Raw genomic sequence first — 14,103 nt, 5'->3', positions numbered from 1 at the left:
TCGCGGCGACCCCGCCCAGACCAACAGCGAACGGAGTTTCATGACGGCCAGACGAACCGGCCCTTTCCAGATCGGTGACCGGGTACAGCTGACCGACGCCAAGGGGCGCAAGTTCACGGTGATCCTGGAGGCGGGCAAGCAGTTCCACACCCACGCCGGGCACATCGAGCACGACGATCTGATCGGCGCGGACGAGGGCTGCGTGGTGACCTCGGCCAAGAACACCCAGTACCTGGCGCTGCGCCCGCTGCTCACCGACTACGTGCTGTCCATGCCGCGCGGCGCGGCGGTCATCTACCCCAAGGACGCCGCCCAGATCGTGCACGAGGGCGATATGTTCCCCGGCGCGCGCGTGCTGGAAGCCGGCGCCGGTTCGGGCGCACTGACCTGCTCGCTGCTGCGCGCGGTCGGCCCCGAGGGCAAGGTCATCTCCTACGAGATCCGCGACGATCACCTCGAGCACGCCGTCAAGAATGTCGAGCGCTTCTTCGGCGAACGTCCCGCGAACTGGGATGTCACCCTGGGCGATGTCGCCGAATACTCCGGCGAGCAGGTCGACCGCGTGATCCTGGACATGCTCAAGCCCTGGGACACGCTGGACGCGGTCGCCAAGGCGCTCATCCCCGGCGGCGTCCTGCTGGTCTACGTGGCGACCACCACGCAGCTGTCCGAGGTCGTCGAGCACCTGCGCCGCCAGCAGTGCTGGACCGAGCCGCTCGCCTGGGAATCCATGGTGCGTCCCTGGCACGTGGTCGGTCTCGCGGTACGCCCCGAACACCGCATGCAGGGCCACACCGCGTTCCTGGTGAAGGCCCGCCGCCTCGCCGACGGCGTCGTCGCCCCCAAGCCGCAGCGCCGCCCCTCCAAGGGCTAGTCCGCCTCTCCGGGACTTCAGCGCACGGCTTAGAGCCGTCGCCGGACCCGCACGCGTGCCTGCGGTCAGGTGCGACTCCGATTTCGGGCGTGCCCGGCGAGTTACCCTCGGGTCGCGAAATCAGTTGTCACCCACTCTGAGACGAATCCCCCGCCACCTTCCGGTGGCGGGGGATTCCTGTCGTTCCTACGCGGGTGCGGCCCGAGTCAGCAGGGTGCCTTGCCCATGGCGAGGATGGTGCACGCGGTGCTCTCCGAGAGCTGCCAGCCGGCCTCGGTGTGCGTCCAGGTCATGGGCACGCCGGGCATGGTGCCGTGCGGCGAGGAGATCGCGACGGTCGCGTTGGCGGTGTCGCCGTTCGCCTGCACGCCCGACACGCCCCAGCCGATCGTGCCGTAGTTGGCCAGTCCCTGGCTCATCTTCTCGATATTGGCGGTCCGGTTCGCCCCGCCGACCATGAGATTCGCCTTGTCCGCGGTCGGTACCGACGGGTCGGTGAAGCGTTCCAGCTGGGACTGCAATTCCGCCGCGGCGGGCGCGTCGGCGGCCCCGGCCAGGCCGGTGGCCGAGGTCAGCGCGGCGGCGATACCGAACGCGGCGAACGAGAGGCGGGCGGTGCGAGCGAGCATGTGCGAACGTGCCTTTCGACTGAAGCGGAACGAATTACGGCTGGCAGGCGGCGCGCGCCATGCCCAGGATGGTGCACGCCCCGGCGTCGGACAGCTTCCACGCGCCGTCGGCGTAGGTGAAGGCCATCGGCACGTCCGGCATGGTGCCGTGCGGGGAAACCACCGCCACCTTGGCGTCGGCCTTGTTTCCCTCGGTCTTGATTTCGCCGACCGTGAAACTCACCTGATAGTTGGCCAAGCCCTTGTTCATGGTCTCGATCAGGGCCACCCGCTTGTCCCCGTCCACGACGAGTTTTGCCTTGTCAGCGGCCGGTTTCGCGGGATCGGCGAAGGCCGTCAGCACGCCCTGCAACTCGGCCGCGGTGGGGGCCGGCGCGGCGGACGCGACGGACGCCGAGGCCGACACGCTCGTGCCGCTTTGCGCGGAACCCTTGTCGTCGGAGCCGCAGCCAGCCAAAGTTGCGGTAACGGCTAGCGCCGCCGCGACGGTAGCCACGGAAACACGAAGCGTCCGCGTGACGTTGCCCGATATACGGGTACGACTCTCGGGAAGGAGCATCGACGGGCACCCTTTCGGCTCGGCCGGCGATTAACTCGCCGGAAACAGGTTAGGGCAGGCTAACATGCCTGCCGCAAAGGTCCGCCGCAGCCTAGATGTGATCACGACGAAACCATGTCGGAAAGCGGGAACGGTTATCGCCCGGTAGCGTTGATAGACCGGGACTGGGAGGAGCAGCATCATGAGCCCCATGGAACATTCCGATTCGGCCGCCTGGAGGGAACTCGAGGCCGTGCGTGCCGAGGCGGCTGCACTCCGGAGGCAACTCGCCGACTCGCCGGATCGCACACGGGAATTGGAAGCGCGCGTCGATTCGCTGACGATTCGCAACACCAAACTGATGGACACCCTCAAGGAAGCGCGCCAGCAACTGGTCGCTCTCCGTGAGGAAGTCGACCGGCTCGGTCAGCCACCGTCCGGCTACGGTGTCCTGCTTGGTACGTACGACGATCAGACGGTCGACGTTTTCACCTCCGGGCGCAAGATGCGGCTGACGTGTTCGCCGAATATCGATACCTCCACTCTCACTTACGGTCAGACCGTGCGTCTCAACGAGGCGCTGACCGTGGTGGAAGCGGGGCTGTTCGATCAGATCGGTGAAATCGGCACGCTGCGTGAGATTCTCGACGACGGGCGTCGCGCCCTGGTCGTCGGGCATGCCGACGAGGAGCGCGTGGTCTGGCTGTCCGGGCCGCTGAGCGCGCTGGTGGACGTAGACGATCTGGAAGATCCGGATCGCCCGATTCGCAAACTGCGCCCGGGCGATTCGCTGCTGGTCGACACCAAGGCCGGCTTCGCCTTCGAGCGCATCCCCAAGGCCGAGGTCGAGGATCTGGTCCTGGAGGAGGTGCCGGATGTCGACTACCACGACATCGGTGGCCTCTCGCGCCAGATCGAGCAGATTCGCGATGCGGTGGAACTGCCGTTCCTGCACAAGGATCTGTTCCGCGAGTACGCGCTGCGGCCGCCCAAGGGCGTGCTGCTCTACGGCCCGCCCGGCTGCGGTAAGACGCTGATCGCCAAGGCCGTCGCCAACTCGCTCGCCAAGAAGATCGCCGAGGCGCGCGGTGAGGATGCCAAGGAAGCCAAGTCGTTCTTCTTGAACATCAAGGGCCCCGAGCTCTTGAACAAGTTCGTCGGCGAGACCGAGCGGCATATCCGGATCATCTTCCAGCGGGCGCGTGAGAAGGCGTCCGAGGGCACCCCGGTCATCGTGTTCTTCGACGAGATGGATTCCATCTTCCGCACCCGCGGTTCGGGCGTCTCGTCCGATGTCGAGACCACCGTTGTGCCGCAGCTGCTCTCGGAGATCGACGGCGTCGAGGGCTTGGAGAACGTCATCGTGATCGGCGCCTCCAACCGCGAGGACATGATCGACCCGGCCATCCTGCGTCCCGGCCGTCTCGATGTGAAGATCAAGATCGAGCGTCCGGATGCCGAAGCGGCCCAGGACATCTTCTCCAAGTACCTGACCGAGACCCTGCCGCTGCGCGCCGACGACCTGCAGGAATTCGACGGCGATCGCGGCAAGTGCGTACAGGCCACCATCGAACGCGTGGTGGATCGCATGTACGCCGAGAGCGAGGACAACCGCTTCCTGGAGGTCACCTACGCCAACGGTGACAAGGAAGTCCTGTACTTCAAGGACTTCAACTCCGGCGCCATGATCCAGAACATCGTGGACCGGGCCAAGAAGTACGCCATCAAGTCCGTCCTGGAAACCGGCAATCCGGGCCTGAGCATCCAGCATCTCTACGATTCGATCGTGGACGAGTTCTCCGAGAACGAGGACCTGCCCAACACCACGAATCCCGATGACTGGGCGCGCATCTCGGGCAAGAAGGGCGAGCGGATCGTCTACATCCGCACCCTGGTCACGGGCAAGAACGCGAGTGCTTCCCGCGCCATCGACACCGAGTCGAACACCGGCCAGTACCTGTAAGCCGGAATACGAAGCGGCGCATCTCCTCTTTCGGAGATGCGCCGCTTTCGTGCGTCCGGGCCGAACCGCTTGCCGCTCAGCTGACGCCGGGGATGTAGCCCGGGTAGACGAAATTGCTGCCGCCGTCGAGCCGCCCGTAGCCCGGGAGGGCGGGGAAGTTGAAGGGCAGCTTCTGGAGCTGGTGGGGGTTGCCGTCCTGGTCGGCCTGCCAGCAGGACATGGTCACGCCGTGGAAGCTGTTGCACACGATGCGGGTGCTGGTGCCGTAGGGGGAGGTGAGGCGGTTGCCGAAATCGAAGGGGTTCCAGTAGGCGGGGTTGTCGGGGGTGAGGAAGTTCTTGGTCTCGAAGACCGAGATCGGGCTGTTGGGCTGCTGTTCGGGCCATTCGTCGGCGTGCGCCGCGCCGGTGCCCAGTGCGAGCGCGATTCCGGCGGTCGCTGCGAGTGCGGCCGCCCGGCCGGTGGTACGTGCGATCATTGCGTTTCCCTCCGTCATGCTGCTGGTCGATAGCTGATCGGCATCGTAGAGCTCATCGCTCTGACGAACCGACGGGTTTCGATGATCCATCTCACAGTGCGTGATAACCATTCGGTGCGGGTTCGAACCCGGCGGGGTGTGAATTCGAATCCGCTCAGGCGCGGCGGGCCCGCCGGTAGGTGGGCAGGGCCGCGGCGGCCGTGGCCAAATGCGCCGCGAGTTCGTCCACGTCCGCGCGGTGCAGTGCGGCGACGGTCAGGCGCAGATGATCGGTCTCGGGATGCTCGGTGACCTCGAAAGGGCCACCCGGGGCGGCCTTGATGCCCGCGGCCGCGAGCGAGATCATCGCCGCGTTCTCGTCGGCGACGGGAACCCAGAGATTGATGCCGTCCGCGCGAGCGACCGGAATGCCGTGCTGGGACAGGGCTTTGCGCAAGGCTTCGGACCGGGCGCGGTAGGCGGTGCGCGCGCCGGCGACGGTATCGCGCGCCGCGCTGTCGGTGAGCATGTGCACCAGGACGCGTTGCAGCAGGCGGCTGGACCAGCCCGGGCCGAGCATGCGGCGTTCGACGACGGGATCGAGCAGCGCGGCCGGACCGCCGACGACCGCCAGGCGCAGATCCGCGCCGTGGGATTTGGAATAGGACCGGATGTGCACGGTGCGCCCGGGCAGGCGGGCCGCCAGCGACCGCAGCGGGGCGTGGGCGATGCCGGAGCTGTGGTCGTCCTCGATGATCGGCGGACTGGACCCGGCGGTGACGGCCGCATCGGCCAGCACATCGGCCAGTTCGCGCACGCGTTGCGCGGAAAGTGAAGCGCCGGTGGGGTTCTGGGCGCGCGGCTGCAGGAGTACGGCGGCCGGGGTGGCGGTGGCGAGCGCGATCGCCAGCTCGTGCGGCAGCAGGCCGCAGCCGTCCATGGCGACGGGCACCGGGCGCGCGCCGAGGCGGCCGAGCAGATCCAGAAACGGCGGAAAGCACGGATTCTCGACCACGACGGTATCGCCCAGCCGGACATGCGCGGACAGCAGCCGGTCGACGGCATCGAGCGCGCCGTCCAGCACGGTCAGGCGTTCGGCCCGGCCCGGCCAGTCGGCGCGCACCAGGCGCTCGAGCTCCGGCAGCACCGCGTCGCCGAGATAGGTGGCCGACAGATCGTCGATGCTGTCGTCCCCGCCGAGCGCCCGCAGCGCGGCGGTGAGATCGGGCAGCAGTGCCGGATCGGGGACCCCGCGCGAGAGGTCGATGCGAAAAGTGCTGTCGGAGTGCGGGTGCAGCCGCCGGTAGCGGCCCCCGGCGGCGGGCGGCCCGGCGGGATGCGGGTCCGCGTTCACGAAGGTGCCCGCCCGCCCGCGCGCCACGATCACCCCCGCGGCGGCGAGCGCGCGCCAGGCCTGGGTGACGGTGGCGGGGGAGACCTTGAGCTCGCGCGCCACCTCGCGCACGGTGGGCAGCCTCGTGCCGGGGGCGAGCGCGCCCGAGCGGATCCGCCGCCCGACCGCCCCGGCGATGCCCGCGGCCGTGCGGTCGTGCACGTCGGCCCGCAATTCGGCGGCATCGAACGCGGCGCCGCCGGCAGCGACACGCCGACCGCCCGCAGCGCCGGATTGCCGGGCGGTCGCCGGATCCAGCTGCTGGGGGTCGAGTTCGGTTGTCACAGTGTGATTCTGCGTGCGGAGACGGAGGGGGCCGAGCACCGGCCCACACAATTTACGGTCACGAAACTGTTTCCTTCATCTTGTAACACAAGCAAATCCGTTTCAGGTGCAGTATCACAAAGCATGGCAATCGTTCGAGCGGCGCTGGTCCAGACGAACTGGACCGGTGACAAAGAGTCCATGATCAAGGCCCACGAGGAGTACGCGCGGCAGGCCGCGGCGGCGGGGGCCAAGGTGATCTGCTTCCAGGAGTTGTTCTACGGGCCGTACTTCTGCCAGGTGCAGGACGCGAAGTTCTACGACTACGCGGAATCGGTGCCGGGGCCGACGGTGGAGCGCTTCCAGGCGCTGGCCCGGGAACTCGGCATGGTGATGGTGCTGCCGGTGTACGAGAAGGAACAGGACGGGTTCCTCTACAACACCGCGGCGGTCGTCGACGCCGACGGCAGCTACCTCGGCAAATACCGCAAGCACCATATTCCGCAGGTGTACGGGTTCTGGGAGAAGTTCTACTTCCGGCCCGGGAATCTGGGCTGGCCGGTGTTCGACACCGCGGTCGGCAAGGTCGGCGTCTACATCTGCTACGACCGGCACTTCCCGGAAGGCTGGCGCGCCCTCGGGCTGGCCGGGGCGCAGATCGTCTTCAATCCCTCGGCCACCTCGCGCGGGCTGTCGAGCTACCTGTGGAAGCTCGAGCAGCCGGCCTCGGCGGTGGCCAACGAGTACTACATCGGGGCCATCAACCGGGTGGGCATCGAGGACCTCGGCGACGACGACTTCTACGGGACCAGCTACTTCGTCGATCCCGAGGGCAAGTTCGTCGGCGAGGTCGCCTCCGACACCAGCCCGGAGCTGGTCGTGCGGGACCTCGATATGGATCTGATCAAGGTGGTTCGGGATCGGTGGGCGTTCTATCGCGACCGGCGCCCGGATGCCTACGGGAAGCTGGTGGAGCCGTGAGCAAGGTCTTCATCCACGGCGGAATCGTGGTGTCGGCCACGGGATCCCAGCCCCTGGACGTACTGATCGACGGCGAGACCATCGCGGCGGTGATCCAGCCGGGATCCACCGCGCTCGGCCATGACTTGGCCGCCACCGCCGACACCGTCATCGACGCCACCGGGAAATACGTCATCCCGGGCGGCGTGGACGCGCACACCCACATGCAGTTGCCGTTCGGCGGGACCGAAGCCTCCGACACCTTCGAAACCGGCACCCGGGCCGCGGCCTGGGGCGGCACCACCACCATCGTGGACTTCGCCGTGCAGAAGCCGGGGGAGCGGGTGCAGGACACCCTGGCGCTGTGGCATCGCAAGGCCGAGGGGCAGTGCGCGGTCGACTACGGATTCCATCAGATCGTCGGGGACGTCAACGCCGAATCCCTCAAGGGCATGGCGGAATTGGTATCCGAAGGGGTGACCAGCTTCAAGCTGTTCATGGCCTATCCGGGCGTCTTCTACTCCGATGACGGGCAGATCCTGCGGGCGATGCAGACCAGCGCGGAGCTGGGGGCGCTGCTGATGATGCACGCCGAGAACGGCATCGCCATCGACGTGCTCATCGAGCAGGCGCTCGGGCGGGGCGATACCGCACCGTATTTCCACGGCACCTCACGCCCGTGGGAGCTCGAGGAGGAGGCCACCCACCGCGCCATCATGCTGGCCAAGGTGACCGGCGCGCCGCTGTATGTCGTGCACGTCTCGGCCAAGCAGGCGCTCGAGCAGATCGCGCAGGCGCGCGGCCGGGGACAGAACGTCTTCGGCGAGACCTGTCCGCAGTACCTGTACCTCTCGCTCGAAGAACAGCTGGGCGCACCGGGTTTCGAGGGCGCGAAATGGGTGTGCTCGACGCCGCTGCGTGCGCGCGCCGAAGGGCATCAGGACGAGCTGTGGCGCTACATCCGCACCGGGGACGTCACCAGCGTCGCCACCGATCACTGCCCGTTCTGCATGAAAGGCCAGAAAGAGCTGGGGCTGGGCGATTTCAGCAAGATCCCCAATGGCATCGGCGGCGTCGAACACCGGATGGACCTGATGTTCCAGGGCGTCAAGGACGGTCGCATCTCGCTGGAGAAATGGGTCGAGGTCTGCTGCACCGCGCCCGCGCGCATGTTCGGCATGTACCCGCGCAAGGGCGTGATCAGCCCGGGCGCGGACGCCGACGTGGTGATCTACGACCCGAACGGGCACACCAGCATCGGGCTCGGCAAGACCCATCACATGAACATGGATCACTCCGCCTACGAGGGCGTGGAGATCGACGGGCACGTGGACACGGTGCTCTCGCGCGGGCGCGTGATCATCGACGACGGAGCGTACCTGGGCAGTACCGGGCACGGGCGGTTCGTCAAACGCGGACTCTCGCAGAACTTGATCTGACCGACCCCAGCGCACGAAAAGGAGGGTGCCGCATGGATATCGGAGTGGTGCTGCAATGCACGCCGCCCGCCTCACGCGTCGTGGAACTGGCCAGAATCGCCGAAACGCACGGCTTCTCGCATGTCTGGACGTTCGACTCGCATCTGCTGTGGCAGGAGCCGTACGTCATCTACAGCCAGATCCTCGCCGCCACACGGAAAGTCGTGGTCGGGCCGATGGTGACTAATCCGTCCACCCGGGACTGGACGGTCACCGCCTCCACCTTCGCGACCTTGAACGAAATGTTCGGCAATCGCACCGTGTGCGGGATCGGTCGCGGGGATTCGGCGGTGCGCACCCTCGGCGGGAAACCGGCGACGGTGGCCGAGCTGCGCGAATCCATCGGCGTGATCAGGGAATTGGGCAATGGGCGGGCCGCGCGGATCGGCGAGGTCGAAGTGCGGTTCCCGTGGGCGGCGGCGTCGGCGCTGCCGGTGTGGGTGGCCGGATACGGGCCGCGCGTCCTGGATCTGACCGGAGAGGTGGCCGACGGGTTCATTCTCCAGCTCGCCGACCCGGACATCACCGCATGGACCATCGCCCGGGTACGGGCCGCCGCCGAACGCGCCGGACGCGATCCGGACGCGGTCACCATCTGCGTGGCGGCGCCGGCGTACATCACCGACGGCACCGCCGCGAGCCTGAAACACGCTCGGGAGCAATGCCGTTGGTTCGGCGGCATGGTCGGCAATCACGTGGCCGATATCGTCACCAAATACGGCACCGACAGTGACGTGCCGCAGGCGCTCACCGACTACATCGCCGGACGGCAGGGCTACGACTACAACGAGCACGGGCGCGCGGGCAACACCCACGCCGCCTTCGTGCCCGATGCCATCGTGGACCGGTTCTGCCTGCTCGGCACGCCTGATGATCATCTCGCGCGGTTGCGGGAGCTGGAGGCGCTCGGCGTCGACCAGTTCGCCGTCTACCTCCAGCACGATGCCAAGACCTCGACGCTGGAGGCGTACGGCGAATCGGTGCTGCCGCGGCTGGCGCATCCGGTGACGGCGACGGAGAACATCTCGTGACCGCACTGTCCGACCTATCGGAAACGCTTGCCCCGGACCCGGTTGCGGTGCTGCCCAGGCGGCGCGGCGTCCGGCCCGGGGTACGCGGGCTGCTCTATCCGATCGCCGCGTTCGGGTTGCTGATCGCGGTGTGGGAGCTGATCAAATACCTGGTGCCGGCCAATGGGGTCAGCATCGGCGAACAGCGGATCCTGCCGCGCACCACCGACGGCGCGCTGCCGCACGTGTGGGCGGTGGTGACCGTCCTGGGGGAGAAGGACGGTAAGTCCACCGTCGGCGGCACCCTGTTGCGCACCGCCGGATTCACCCTCGAACTGGCCCTGCTGGCGCTGGTGCTCGGCACCGTGGTGGGGATCGCGCTGGCCGTGCTCATGCAGCGGTTCGGGTGGGTCGAGCGCGGCCTGCTGCCGTATGTGATCGTCTCCCAGACCGTTCCGCTCATCGCCCTCGCGCCGCTGGTCGCCGGGTGGGGCGGCAAGATCCATCTCGCCGGGCAGCCCTGGAAGCCGTGGATGAGCATCGTGGTCATCGCCGCCTACCTGGTGTTCTTCCCGGTCGCCATCGGCATGCTGCGCGGGCTGCAATCGCCGTCCAAGGCCGCGGTGGAGCTGCTGCACAGCTGTGCCGCAGGCTGGTGGGCCACGCTGCTGCACCTGCGGTTACCCGCCGCCGTCCCGCATCTGCTGCCCGCGCTGCGGCTGGGCGCGGCCGCGGCGGTGATCGGCGCGGTGGTCGCGGAGATCTCCACCGGCACCGCGGGCGGGATCGGGCGGCAGATCATCGTCTTCTCCCAGCAGTCCACCGGCAATGCCGCCCGGCTGTACGCGGCGGTCATCGCCGCCGCCCTGCTCGGCGTGGTGCTGACCGGGATCGTTTCGCTCATCGAACTCGCACTGCGCCGGTACAACCGGCCCGCCGGGTCCGGTGATTCTTCAGGAGGTTCGCGTTGACCGTCGGCACACCCCTCGCCGAAAGCGATACGTCCAGACCGGATTCGACGCCCGCCGTCGAATTGGGCGCGGTGGGGAAGATCTTCGCGGCGGGGCAGGTCACCGCGCTCAGCGATATCAGCTTGACCGTGGCGGCGGGGGAGTTCGTCTCGCTCATCGGGCCGTCCGGGTGCGGGAAGTCCACGCTGTTGCGGATCATCGCGGACCTGGAGCAGCCCAGTACGGGAACCGTGGTGGTGCACGGCAAGACCGCGCGGCAGGCCCGGCTCGATCAGGAGTACGGGATCGCGTTCCAGCAGGCCGGACTGCTGGATTGGCGCACCGTCGCCGAGAACGTGGAACTGCCGCTGCAATTGCACGGGGTGGGGAAGCGCGAAAGACGCGCGCGCAGTGCGGAATTGCTCGAGATCACCGGGCTGTCCGACTTCGCGGCGCGCTATCCGGCCGAACTGTCGGGCGGGATGCAGCAGCGCGTCGCCATCGCGCGGGCGCTGGCCCGGAAACCGCCGCTGTTGCTGATGGACGAACCGTTCGGGGCCCTGGACGAGATGACCCGGGAACGGATGCAGGGCGAACTCCTGCGGATTGCCGAAGAGACCGGGGCCGCAGTGGTTTTCGTGACGCACTCGATTCCCGAAGCGGTGTTCCTGTCGGACCGGGTGGTCGTCATGTCGCCGCGGCCGGGGCGGATCACCGCGGTGCTGGACACCGGCGGGTGGGGGCGCGACAGCGACGGGGACGTGCGCTCGAGCGACGAGTTCTTCACCGCCGTGGCGGCCGTGCGCGCGGCGTTGCGGGATGGGCACGCGGATGCCGAAAGCGTTGCGGGACGGGATATTCGATGACACGAGTGCTCTCGACCTGGCTGCCGCCGGTGGTGTTCGGGGTGGGGATCCTGCTGCTGTGGCAGGTGCTCACCGTCGCCGCCGGGGTGCCGTCGTTCCTGCTGCCCGCACCGTCAGCGATCGCGGAAGCCTTCGGGGACAACTTCGACGCGATCCTCAAAGCGGCCGTCGCCACCGGATCCAATGCGCTGATCGGGCTGATCGTCGGCGCGGTGCTCGGGATCGCGGCCGCGGTGCTGGCGGTGCGGTTCACCGTCGCCGACGGCATTCTGGGCGCGCTCGCGGCCGGCGCGGCGGCGGTGCCCATCGTCGCGCTCGCGCCGCTGCTGAACTCCATGTACTCCACCACCACCGACACCCCGCGCCGCCTGGTCGCCACCATCGTGGTGTTCTTTCCCGTGTTCGTCAGCGCCGCAAAGGGATTGCGTCAAGTCCCGCGCGTGCACGCCGACCTCATGACCGCCTATGCCGCCACCGGCTGGCAGATCACCCGCACCGTCCGGCTGCCCGCCGCGCTGCCTCACCTGTTCACCGGGCTGCGCATCGCCGCCCCGGGCGCGGTGATCGCCGCCATCATCGCCGAATACTTCGGCGGGCTGCAGCACGGGCTCGGCAGCCGCATCACCTCGGCCGCCGCCAATACCGCCTACCCGCGCGCCTGGGCCTACGTCGTCGCCGCCATGGCGCTCGGCCTGGTGTTCCTGGCTGCCGTGCTGCTGCTCGAGCAGCTCACCCGCAGACCCCGCACCATCCCTGGGAGATCCAAATGAGAAGTACCGTAAAGCAATACCGGTTTCGAGCCGTCCTGGCCGCCGCCGCACTGGGCCTTGCCGCCCTGACCGGATGCAGCGCCTCCGACAGCGGGACCACCGCCGACGGCTTGACCAAGATCAAGCTGCAATTGCAGTGGTTCAAGCAGGGGCAGTTCGCGGGGTATCTGGCCGCCGTGGACCAGGGGTTCTACAAAGAACAGGGCCTGGACGTCGAAATCCTCGACGGTGGAACCGATATCGTGCCGCAGACCGTGCTCGCGCAGGGGCAGGCCGATTACGCCATCGCCTGGGTGCCCAAGGCGCTCGCCTCCCGGGAGGCCGGGGCCGGGATCACCGATGTGGCGCAGATCTTCCAGCGCTCGGGCACCAAGCAGGTCTCGTTCAAGTCCGCGAACATCAACGGCGCGGCCGATCTGCGCGGCAAGAAGGTCGGAAACTGGGGCTACGGCAATGAATTCGAGCTCTTCGCGGGCATGACCAAGGCCGGGCTGAATCCGTCCACGGATGTGAAGCTCGTGCAGCAGCAGTTCGATATGAACGCCTTCCTGGCCCGCGACATCGACGCCGCGCAGGCCATGTCCTACAACGAGTACGCGCAGTTGCTCGAGACCAAGAACCCGGCCACCGGAAAGCTGTACACCGCAGCCGATTTCACGGCGCTGGACTGGAACGATCAGGGCGTGGCCATGTTGCAGGACGCCATCTGGGCCAATACCGAGAAGCTGCAGGACAAGGACTACGCCGATCGGACGGTGAAGTTCATCGCGGCGTCGCTGAAGGGCTGGGCCTTCTGCCGGGACAATGTGGAGAAGTGCCGCGATATCACGGTGGCGGCCGGGTCGACGCTGGGCGCGAGCCATCAGCAATGGCAGATCACCGAGGTGAACAAGCTGATCTGGCCGTCTCCCAACGGAATCGGCATGATCGACAAAGCGGCCTGGGATCGCACCGTGTCCATCGCCAAGACCGCCCGCAACCAGGAAGGCGCGACGGTGCTGACCAAGGATCCCGACGCGGCCGCCTACTCCACCGAGTACGTCACCAAAGCCCTGGATCTGCTGAAAACCCAAGGCGTGGACGTGAACGGCGCGAGCTACGCACCGCAGCCGGTGACGCTCGCCGAGGGCGGCAAATAGGTACCGCGAGCAGGTTGTTCGACCCTGCACGGTAGTCGGTCCACGCTGTTAGTGTCGCGGTCATGAAGGTAGAACTGCGGCACAATCCCTCCTCGACCATTGCCCGCTGCTTCCTTGCCGGCGGCGAACCCATGCGGGTCGAGAGCGGGGCCATGGTCGCGCATTCGGCCGGAGTCACCTTGGCCGCCAAGGCCGAAGGCGGCATCCTCGCCGGCCTCAAGCGTTCGGTCCTGGCGGGCGAATCGTTCTTCGTCTCCACGTTCACCGCACCACCCCAGGGCGGCTGGGTGGACGTGGCCCCCGCGCTGCCCGGCGATATGCTCGCCCTCGCCATCACCCCCGACCGCCCCTTCTTCATCAGCCGCGGCGGCTGGATCGCCAACTCGCACGGCGTCGCGGTCGAAGCCAAATGGGGCGGCCTGTCCAACCTCTTCGGCGGCGAAGGCGGCTTCGGCCTGCGCGCGCACGGCCAAGGCGAGGTGGTTCTCGGCGTCTTCGGGGCCATCGACGTCATCGACCTGGCCCCCGGCGAACCGGTCACCATCGACACCGGCCATGTCGTCGCCTACGACCTCGCCATGAACTTCACCATCCGCCGCGCCGTCTCCGGCCGCTCCCTGCAGTCCCTGAAATCCGGCGAAGGCTTCGTCTTCGACTTCGTCGGCCCCGGCCGCGTCCTGCTGCAAACCCGTAACCCGGGCGCTTTCGCCGCCTGGGCCGGCTCCGCCGCCTCCAGCGGTTAACCCTGTGACCCACCCCATAGTCCCACTCACCGAACATAACTCCAGCTGAAACATGTTCTATCTGGAATC

14 protein-coding genes are annotated in these 14,103 nt (G+C 67.7%); 10 read left to right on the top strand and 4 right to left on the bottom strand.

Going from position 1 to position 14,103, the window contains the following annotated elements; translation table 11 throughout:
* Positions 1–40 precede the first annotated feature (40 nt).
* On the top strand, positions 41–874 hold the full coding sequence (locus LTV02_RS13670) for a tRNA (adenine-N1)-methyltransferase (protein WP_233040371.1): 834 nt from the start codon (positions 41–43) through the stop codon (positions 872–874).
* A gap of 206 nt (positions 875–1,080) precedes the next feature.
* On the opposite strand, the gene LTV02_RS13665 is transcribed toward LTV02_RS13670, so the two are convergent.
* Positions 1,081–1,503, bottom strand: coding sequence for a hypothetical protein (locus LTV02_RS13665; RefSeq protein ID WP_233040370.1), 423 nt, complete (start codon positions 1,501–1,503; stop codon positions 1,081–1,083).
* Between the two features lie 34 nt (positions 1,504–1,537).
* Positions 1,538–1,909, bottom strand: a complete 372-nt coding sequence (locus LTV02_RS13660; RefSeq protein ID WP_233040369.1) for a hypothetical protein — start codon at positions 1,907–1,909, stop codon at positions 1,538–1,540.
* A 334-nt stretch (positions 1,910–2,243) separates the two neighbouring features.
* Here LTV02_RS13660 and arc point away from each other — a divergent pair, with 334 nt between their 5' ends.
* Positions 2,244–4,004 (top strand): proteasome ATPase, encoded by a 1,761-nt coding sequence (arc, locus tag LTV02_RS13655; protein ID WP_067709574.1) that lies wholly within the window; start codon positions 2,244–2,246, stop codon positions 4,002–4,004.
* Positions 4,005–4,080: 76 nt separating this feature from the next.
* Here arc and LTV02_RS13650 read toward each other — a convergent pair whose 3' ends face one another.
* Together LTV02_RS13650 and LTV02_RS13645 are read right to left on the bottom strand one after the other, a co-directional pair.
* Positions 4,081–4,482 (bottom strand): hypothetical protein, encoded by a 402-nt coding sequence (locus LTV02_RS13650; protein ID WP_233040368.1) that lies wholly within the window; start codon positions 4,480–4,482, stop codon positions 4,081–4,083.
* Positions 4,483–4,636: 154 nt separating this feature from the next.
* Positions 4,637–6,139 (bottom strand): aminotransferase-like domain-containing protein, encoded by a 1,503-nt coding sequence (locus tag LTV02_RS13645; RefSeq protein ID WP_233040367.1) that lies wholly within the window; start codon positions 6,137–6,139, stop codon positions 4,637–4,639.
* 123 nt (positions 6,140–6,262) lie between these two features.
* Here LTV02_RS13645 and LTV02_RS13640 point away from each other — a divergent pair, with 123 nt between their 5' ends.
* The 8 genes from LTV02_RS13640 (at position 6,263) to LTV02_RS13605 (ending at position 14,034) form a co-directional block, all read left to right on the top strand.
* A complete protein-coding gene (locus LTV02_RS13640; RefSeq protein WP_067709572.1) occupies positions 6,263–7,099 on the top strand; it encodes a nitrilase-related carbon-nitrogen hydrolase in 837 nt (278 codons plus the stop codon).
* On the top strand, positions 7,096–8,517 hold the full coding sequence (gene hydA, locus LTV02_RS13635; RefSeq protein ID WP_233040366.1) for a dihydropyrimidinase: 1,422 nt from the start codon (positions 7,096–7,098) through the stop codon (positions 8,515–8,517). Before LTV02_RS13640 ends, hydA begins: the two co-directional genes overlap by 4 nt.
* A gap of 32 nt (positions 8,518–8,549) precedes the next feature.
* Positions 8,550–9,587 (top strand): TIGR03842 family LLM class F420-dependent oxidoreductase, encoded by a 1,038-nt coding sequence (locus tag LTV02_RS13630; protein WP_233040365.1) that lies wholly within the window; start codon positions 8,550–8,552, stop codon positions 9,585–9,587.
* Positions 9,584–10,537 (top strand): ABC transporter permease, encoded by a 954-nt coding sequence (locus LTV02_RS13625; protein WP_233040364.1) that lies wholly within the window; start codon positions 9,584–9,586, stop codon positions 10,535–10,537. Before LTV02_RS13630 ends, LTV02_RS13625 begins: the two co-directional genes overlap by 4 nt.
* Positions 10,534–11,382 (top strand): ABC transporter ATP-binding protein, encoded by an 849-nt coding sequence (locus LTV02_RS13620; RefSeq protein WP_233040363.1) that lies wholly within the window; start codon positions 10,534–10,536, stop codon positions 11,380–11,382. The genes LTV02_RS13625 and LTV02_RS13620 overlap by 4 nt, the downstream gene beginning before the upstream one ends.
* The gene (locus LTV02_RS13615; protein WP_233040362.1) at positions 11,379–12,152 is read left to right on the top strand and encodes an ABC transporter permease; all 774 of its coding nucleotides are present in this window, start codon (positions 11,379–11,381) and stop codon (positions 12,150–12,152) included. The genes LTV02_RS13620 and LTV02_RS13615 overlap by 4 nt, the downstream gene beginning before the upstream one ends.
* Entirely contained in the window at positions 12,149–13,291 is a 1,143-nt protein-coding gene (locus LTV02_RS13610; RefSeq protein WP_233040361.1) for an ABC transporter substrate-binding protein, read from the top strand. Before LTV02_RS13615 ends, LTV02_RS13610 begins: the two co-directional genes overlap by 4 nt.
* Before the next feature lie 62 nt (positions 13,292–13,353).
* Positions 13,354–14,034 (top strand): TIGR00266 family protein, encoded by a 681-nt coding sequence (locus LTV02_RS13605; protein WP_067709561.1) that lies wholly within the window; start codon positions 13,354–13,356, stop codon positions 14,032–14,034.
* Positions 14,035–14,103 lie beyond the last annotated feature (69 nt).

It is taken from the genome of Nocardia yamanashiensis, from assembly GCF_021183565.1.
In the GTDB taxonomy this organism is placed as follows: domain Bacteria; phylum Actinomycetota; class Actinomycetes; order Mycobacteriales; family Mycobacteriaceae; genus Nocardia; species Nocardia yamanashiensis.
Note: the sequence above shows the minus strand (reverse complement) of the source record. Positions and strands in the feature narration are given on the sequence as shown.

Coding starts and splice junctions, on each gene's coding strand:
- LTV02_RS13610 (WP_233040361.1), top strand. CDS start 12,149: ATGAGAAGTACCGTAAAGCAATACCGGTTTCGAGCCGTCCTGGCCGCC.
- LTV02_RS13665 (WP_233040370.1), bottom strand. CDS start 1,503: ATGCTCGCTCGCACCGCCCGCCTCTCGTTCGCCGCGTTCGGTATCGCC.
- LTV02_RS13615 (WP_233040362.1), top strand. CDS start 11,379: ATGACACGAGTGCTCTCGACCTGGCTGCCGCCGGTGGTGTTCGGGGTG.
- LTV02_RS13650 (WP_233040368.1), bottom strand. CDS start 4,482: ATGATCGCACGTACCACCGGCCGGGCGGCCGCACTCGCAGCGACCGCC.
- arc (WP_067709574.1), top strand. CDS start 2,244: ATGAGCCCCATGGAACATTCCGATTCGGCCGCCTGGAGGGAACTCGAG.
- LTV02_RS13630 (WP_233040365.1), top strand. CDS start 8,550: ATGGATATCGGAGTGGTGCTGCAATGCACGCCGCCCGCCTCACGCGTC.
- LTV02_RS13605 (WP_067709561.1), top strand. CDS start 13,354: ATGAAGGTAGAACTGCGGCACAATCCCTCCTCGACCATTGCCCGCTGC.
- LTV02_RS13640 (WP_067709572.1), top strand. CDS start 6,263: ATGGCAATCGTTCGAGCGGCGCTGGTCCAGACGAACTGGACCGGTGAC.
- LTV02_RS13670 (WP_233040371.1), top strand. CDS start 41: ATGACGGCCAGACGAACCGGCCCTTTCCAGATCGGTGACCGGGTACAG.